Below are 6,321 nucleotides of genomic sequence, written 5' to 3' on the forward strand. Positions count from 1 at the left end.
CGCCATGCACACGGCCATTAAGCAGCAGTGCTTGCTTATCCTCATTGCCGCGGATAAACACAAAACGGGTGCGGTTTTTCGCATCGTTCAGCACGGATTCCAGCTCTTCGCCGTAGTAAGCGCCATTTAACAGCGCAATAATGCCCGAGGTGCCGGCTTTTCTCAGCTGCGAAACCGAACTTAAACCGGAAAACGCCTGCGGCAGCCCGACCAGATAAATCTTTTCCAGCTGATGTGGGCCAATAAAAGCGAAGCTCTTGCTGCGCTCATCGTTGTAACTTAAGTGGCTAAGGACATCCAACTCCCCCTGTTCGATAAGCCGCAGCGACCTTAACCAGGGGCTATGAATAAACTCCAGCTCACAACCAATTTCCTGCACCAGCCGCTGCAACAGCTCGACATTGACGCCTCGCCAGCTATTGTCTTGCTGAATAATATAGGGCGCAAAGCTGGTTTCTATTCCCATCCGCAGCACACAGCTATATGAAGGTAAACTAAGTAATAAACACACTACGTAAAACGTCAGATAATGCATTCGTTAACTGCTTCTGCTGAACCCGTTCATTCTACTATAAATGCTGTTAATGCTTTTTGCCGCTGTGGATGCATAAATTCTGTTTAGCATCAGACGATAGGCGCAAATGCTGTTAAGCGGTCAAGACTGGCTGCATTACCAAGGCCATGAAACGGTGCGACCTCGGCAAGCCGGCCCTGCTCACCATGCAGCGCCAAATAGTTCAGCAGCACAGTTTGCACCAGCAGGTTAACGTTATTTGCCGACGCGGCTGAGCCGGTTTCGACCGATGCATCCGGGCGCATAAAGCCAATTTGCTGATGCCTGGCTTGCTCTGCCGCCGATCCGCCCAGTAATGCAGGACGGCCATTCGGGCTATAAACCAGCATATAAGATGCCGCAGTGGACGAATTATCGCCAGTCCACTCGCCTTTGCCACGGCCAGCTTCTGAGTCATCAATACGACCATTACTGGCAACCGAGCCATCGCTGTATACATATACCATCAGTGGCTGGTTCATTCGGGCGGCGTATTCAAGACAGGCACCTATGCAGCGCCCGGCTCGCAAGTCTCTGAGCTCGCCGGTGCCGCGCTCACCGGTATGGTAGTCATAACCGCCTATGGTTACCGAGCCAGCGCCAGCAAAGCCATTCACCACCAGTTTCATCACTGACGCCGTTTTACGAAATTCTGCATCGTCATTGAATTCCTGCGCGGAGAAAATACCGGCGGCGCCGACGATATCAGGATCAGCGGCAGGGTCTAACGTCGCAGGGTTACCAAAGCGGTCGGCCAAATCAGCACTTTTTACATAGCCGCAGCGAATAAGATCTTTAATCACATCGTCGCGGCTGATATTGGTATTAACCCGGCCAAGCTTACTGTCACTGATACGCTGCACTGACTCCATCACGGCAACGGCATCGCTCTGGTTTAGCAAACCAAACAAATCCCCCACATCCACTAAACCGGTCACATCACCGGGCCGGTCGATTTTTGTCGGCCTAAGCTCGGGGTTATAAAACTCGGCCGGCGTCATTGAGTTGGCACCTGAGTCGGAGTTACGCGAGCCAATCAGCGGCATTAACGAGCCATTGGCGCCGGCTTTAGCGATGGCGAACATCGGATTATGCGGATTATTACCGGTATCGTTTTCGGACCGCGATGGCAGAACCGCACCATTGGTCATCGCCTGTGTGGCCAAGCTGGTACGCTCTAAAATACCAGCCAGCATTTGCGAGTCACTGTGAAAAGCCAATCCCAGCTGGTTGTTGATAAAGCCGGCAGCCGGGTCGGCAGCATTGACAGCCGTCGGTACCTGATCAGCAGGTAAACCCAGCTTGCTGTAGCCTTGCACTGACAGAAAATCGAGTTGACCACCAGCACCACCCACCAGCACATTGGAACCGGCGATATTGGCACCACCGGCCAGATCAAAGCAGATAAACGGAATTTTACCGGCGCCCTGCACATTAATGCCGCACAGCTGTTTCAGCGCTTCTAAATCGGGCGATAGCTGGGCATGTGCCTTATTCGGGTTGGCAAAAAGCCCCAGTACTGAACCACTGGTCAGCACGGCTGCACCATAGCTTAAACCACAGGCAATAAAATCGCGGCGGCTAACCGGCTTGCTGTGGCAGGCATGCAGTAATGGGCTATCGGCGTGCAGCGGTTGCTTTCTTTTCATTTTCATCTCCTACTGCAACAAAAGTTCTGCACTGGCCAGCACTGCGGTGCAAGCTGCTTTGGCAATAGTGCGGCTGCGATCGCTGCTACAGCTGCCGTTACAGCTGCTTAGCCGGTTGATCAGCGCATCCAGCTCGGTCTCTGCATCAGCGCGTAGTACAGAGCTTTGCGGTGATAAAGGTATCAGCCTGTCGAGCAATGGCTGGATAAAAGCAGGCCGGTTGGCCATGCTGTACGTCACGCCCGGGCTGGCATTAAAATCCACACCACTGAACCAGTTTTGACGAATAGCGCTGTCTTCTATCGCGGCATTGCAGTAGGCAATGGCCAGTTGGGTGATGGCCATTTGCTGCGCCGACACAAAGGTATCGACAGTATCTGCTGAGGGCAGCTGGCGCTGAATGGTCTGATAAACCTGGGCCACAGCTGCTTGCTGCTGTGCAACCCCGGTCAGCGCACTCATACTGGCATGCACTTCAGCAAAGGTTTTAAGGCCGATATCACTGCTTTGACTACCGGAGGCAATAATACTTTGTACCGGTACGCTGATGCCGGTACGCACGTTCTGCCGCTCACCAATGCGGCCAAAAGACAAAAAGAATTCATCAGACGCGGCGCCAAGCTCTGCTCCAATGATGGTACCCTGGGTTGACAGCACAGCGCCGGTATCCAGTGCAGTACCAGAAGCCAGCTCAAACTGTTGCTTCAGCCAGGCCTGGCCGGTTAGTGCTTCTTTGCCGTTAATGCCAATCGCCATATCGCTTATCGTCAAGCTTTGTGGCAGCGCCCGCCCTTCCAGATTAACCAGATAAGGTGCATTGAACAGGTAGGAATAATTATCAAACTGCGCGACTTCAAACACGATATAGCTATCGGCTAAATCGATCAGCTCACCTATGCTAAACAGCAGATAAAATTTCTGGCCTACGCCCACTTCATAGTTTTGCCGGATTTGAGCTGCGCTTAGCGCTTTATTATGAATAGCGAGTAAACGGATACTACCCTGCCACTGCCGGTTGCCATTGGCTTCGTTGCCGATGATCAGCGCATAGGTATCATCCCAGTTGCGAATAGCATCAGCAGCTGAGCGCACGCCGGTATCATTGCCGTTGACATAAATACGCTGGCCGTTTACCGGGTCTTGTGTCAATACCACATGCTGCAATGTTGCCTGCAGCACTTCATCAGCATCGGGCGTGCTGAGCGCCGGCATACCAGCGAAATCACTGCCGCTGCGACGCAGTAAAAAGTCATAGTTGTACTGGGTCTGGCCCAGCGTAACGTTGCGCTCAGCACTGCTGCCAGCATAGCTGACAATGGCGGCAGGGCCTTCCTGCACCACATTGGCCGGCACGACCCAAGCTTCGACGGTCATTTCACCGGTAGCGCTTATCAGCTGCGCTAGCTTAGCGCTGTTTTGCGTGCTGGCTTGCGCCCGGCCACTGTTAATCTGTAGTCCCCAGCCGGTTACCCAGCTGATATCGCCTTGCAGGCTTAAATTAGCCGCCGGTTCAACCCCGGAGGTGTCATAGGCAATAACGCCGCTGCCGGTTTTAAACTGATAAAACGCTATCTGGTTGGCCTCAAAGCGGCCGCCACTGGAGGCCACGACACCATCGCCCAGCCTCAAGGCTTTGGACGGTACCAGAGCCGGATCCAGTTCGGTTAGCTCGACACTGTCCGCTATTTGCCTGATGGCAGCGAGCATCGTCGCAGCATCGCTGTCACAGCTGGACCAGCAGTTATGAAACTCGCCACCAAGCCGGGCAACAAAGCGCGAGAGCTCAGGTTGATCCAGATTCAGTAACTTGCGGCTGGCGTCATAAGCGGCGCTCAGATCACTGCCGGCAAAAAACGGCGATTGCGGCTGAGCGGCATCCGGTGCATGGCAGTTAACACAAAACTGGCGCAGCAACGGGTATACCGTGTTACCAAACAGTGCTGGCGAGTCCGGTAACGCTTTGCTGGCGCCCGGTTCACGTATTGGAGGCGCAACCAGAGTAACGGTGGCGCTTTCTGTTTCGCTGCTGTTGGCCCAGTTACGGATCCACTGCGTTAATGTATCAGCACAGGCGGTATCGCTGGCTAACCAGCAATTGTGGCCGCCGGCAATTTTTGTCACCAGCGCTGATTGTGCCGGGTCGGCCAGATTAACCAGTGGCACAGCCGCGGCGTAGGCCAGATTAATATCGTCATTTCGCACAAACGCCGGTGCGGTATTGCCCTGCACGTGGCAGGCACCACAGCGGTTGTTGCCGGCAATATTGTCCCACAGTGTCAGTTTAAACAGCTGAATATCGGCGGTTTGCGGCGCCGGACCGTTGTAGTTGGTATTATCTTCCTGCACCGGCGGCGGTGGGTTCTGCTCTACTTCGGCACCGCCGCAACCGGCCAGCACAAGGGCACCCAGCAGCAGCAACGCTTTGAACAAAATTTTTGCTGTTAACACAGTTTGCATAGAAAACCGCATCTTTAGTCTCCCATACAGTAGGTGGCGGTATCGGCAAATACCTGTTTCAGTACATAGCCTGTGGCGCGGAAACTGTCGGTGATAGTGTGCAGCGCATTGACATCAGACAGGCTTTGCGGCTCTCGCAGGCACACAGCCCGGAATACCTTTTTCACCTGGCACTGGGCAAAGGCTGTGGTGTTTGCCAGCTCTTCGCCCAGGCTTTTTGCACCACTGCCGCTGCCTGGCAAGCTGTTATCCCAACCTAATGCCTGGTTCTGGCCTTCTCGCCAGTAATTGACCCAGCTATCGTCCGATGTGCGGTAACCGTAAGGGAAACTGCCGGCGTTAATATGATACTTCGGCTGCACGCGGCTTTGCGTGGTTGAATTCTGAGTGCCACTTTGCTGATAAAAGATACGGCCATTGCTGCCATCTTCATCGCTAAACTGGTAGTCATAATATGCAAAGGCCTGCGCCATAGGATCCATACCGGCATGGCAGCCGACACAGCGGTTATTAAAAATACGGCTGTCGCCACCCGGGCTGCGGCTGACATCCTGCCGGATGCGTCCGGTTGGCATGGTAATATCCTGTAGCGGCTCTAAATCCGTACACAACTGGTTCATCAGTGTAAAACGGAACATGGCGCGGTTAGTGCCAAGATAAAAGAATGCCTTTGCAGCCGCCCGGCTCGTCATCACACCTGCTGCCGCATCCGAGGGGATGTTATTCAGGCTGCTTTGCGAGCGGGGTTCAAGATACTGTGCTAAATCAACCGCCTGACGCTCCAGCGCCAGATAGTGCTCATTATTGTTGCTCTGATAGGCCGGCAACCCCAGGCTGTCTGCACCGACATACAACACATCCGTTTGCAGGATCTGCCTAAAATCTATCTCATCGCGCACCAACCCAATCACCGTAGCGCTGTAGTCATTCAGCGGCTCAAACACGTCCTGCTCACGGTTAGTGGCGACAGAAGCAAACAGCTTCAGCGTTGTGCGATAAAAATCCGGATGCTGCATCGCCAGCTCTGCAGCAGCAGATGCATTACCCGCATCAATCAGAGCCTGCATCTGGCTTAATGTCACAGCATCGGCCGGCACACCGGCAATACGCTCATGCAGCCGCTTGGCCTGTTCCAGCGACCCGGCCTGCGCACAGGCTGCCAGTATCACTGTGCTCACCGTCGCGGCTTTGACAAAGGCTAAATATTGCATCTACACCACCTCCGGCTGACCATCAGCCCGGTAAAAACTCGACTGTCCACTGCGAACGGGTTAACGCCACCGGCTCAGCACCAAAATTGACCGAGCGTAATCTCAGCATCAGCTGGCGTTCCAGCCTGGCATCGTTTAATTCGCTGCGCACTATGTTGACTTCAGCCAGGCTGCCGTCTGCATTAATCACCAGCTCAAATACCACCTTACCTTTCAGTCGCGGGTTAGCACGCAGCGCCCGGCTGTACAAGGTATATAAGCTGCTTTTATTTGCTTCCAGTATGCGCCTGATTGCCGCTTCCGAGCGCCCCTGCGGCCCACTGCTATTGGCATCAGCGCGACTGTCATTGCGGCTTTGGCCAGTGCTTTCACCGCGACCGGTAGATGACAGCCCTTTCATCTCGGTCTCTGCCAGCGCAGTCGTGCCGGTGTCTGCCAGTTCAGAACGGGC

Annotated in this window: 5 protein-coding genes; all 5 read right to left on the reverse strand. The window is 54.2% G+C overall.

Annotated elements, in window-relative coordinates; all coding sequences use genetic code 11:
• Positions 1–535, reverse strand: a 535-nt coding sequence (locus VIN66_RS04055) for a substrate-binding periplasmic protein (protein WP_331922799.1), incomplete at its 3' end; no start/stop codon positions are given.
• An 89-nt stretch (positions 536–624) separates the two neighbouring features.
• Positions 625–2,202, reverse strand: a complete 1,578-nt coding sequence (locus VIN66_RS04060) for a hypothetical protein (protein WP_331922800.1) — start codon at positions 2,200–2,202, stop codon at positions 625–627.
• Between the two features lie 9 nt (positions 2,203–2,211).
• Positions 2,212–4,659, reverse strand: a complete 2,448-nt coding sequence (locus VIN66_RS04065) for a LamG domain-containing protein (protein WP_331922801.1) — start codon at positions 4,657–4,659, stop codon at positions 2,212–2,214.
• 14 nt (positions 4,660–4,673) lie between these two features.
• Complete coding sequence (locus VIN66_RS04070) at positions 4,674–5,870, reverse strand: hypothetical protein (protein ID WP_331922802.1); 1,197 nt, start codon at positions 5,868–5,870, stop codon at positions 4,674–4,676.
• A gap of 22 nt (positions 5,871–5,892) precedes the next feature.
• A partial coding sequence (locus VIN66_RS04075) for an AgmX/PglI C-terminal domain-containing protein (protein WP_331922803.1) occupies positions 5,893–6,321 on the reverse strand: 429 nt, incomplete at its 5' end.

This window comes from Rheinheimera sp. (genome assembly GCF_036568245.1).
GTDB lineage: Bacteria > Pseudomonadota > Gammaproteobacteria > Enterobacterales > Alteromonadaceae > Alishewanella.